This is a genomic window from Arthrobacter sp. Dra40 (assembly GCF_059091905.1).
This window is the reverse complement of record NZ_JBNHHB010000545.1, coordinates 1-751: the sequence shown is the minus strand read 5'-3', so window position 1 is coordinate 751 and position 751 is coordinate 1. Positions and strand designations below refer to the sequence as shown.

Below are 751 nucleotides of genomic sequence, written 5' to 3'. Positions count from 1 at the left end.
CTGAAGGCGGCTACGTACCGGAAGCTGGCCTGGCCAGCCCTCGCGGCGTCGGTCTTCCTGCTGCTCTTGGTCTTCACACCGCTGGGCGAATCCGTGGGCGGCAACCGCAACTGGATCCACCTTCCCGGCAATCTGTCCCTGCAGCCCTCCGAAGTGGCCAAACTGGGCATGTCGTTGTGGATGGCGGCGGTACTGGCGGCCAAAGAGCGGCTGCTGGGCGAATGGAAGCACCTGCTGATCCCGGTGGTGGTGCCCGGTGCCCTCCTGATCGTCGGGCCGGTCCTGGCCGGAAACGACCTCGGCACCGCGATGATCCTGATGCTCATCATCGCCGGGGGGCTGTTTTTTGCCGGCGCTCCCTTAAAGCTGTTCGGCCTGGCCGGGCTTGCCGCCGGCGCACTGGTGCTGCTGCTGGTGGTGGTCAGCCCCAACCGGATGGGCCGGGTCCTCATGTGGACCGACCAGAGCTGCGAGGCTACGACCGGGCTCAACATGCAGTCCTGCAACGGGCTCTTCGCGCTGGCCTCGGGCGGCTGGTGGGGCGTTGGCCTGGGCCAAAGCCGGCAGAAATACAACTGGATCCCGGAAGCCCACAACGACTACATCTTCGCCATCATCGGCGAGGAACTGGGACTGCTCGGCACCACCGTCATCCTGGCGCTGTTCGGGGTCCTCGCCATCGCCCTGGTGCGCACCGTGATGCGCCAAGAGTCCCTGTTCGTGCGGGTTTTCGCCGGTTCCATCATGGTCT

1 protein-coding gene is annotated in these 751 nt (G+C 65.9%); it reads left to right on the top strand.

The genetic code is table 11. From position 1 onward, the window contains the following. A partial coding sequence (locus tag AC5RWT_RS37895; RefSeq protein ID WP_494084693.1) for an FtsW/RodA/SpoVE family cell cycle protein occupies positions 1–751 on the top strand: 751 nt, incomplete at both ends.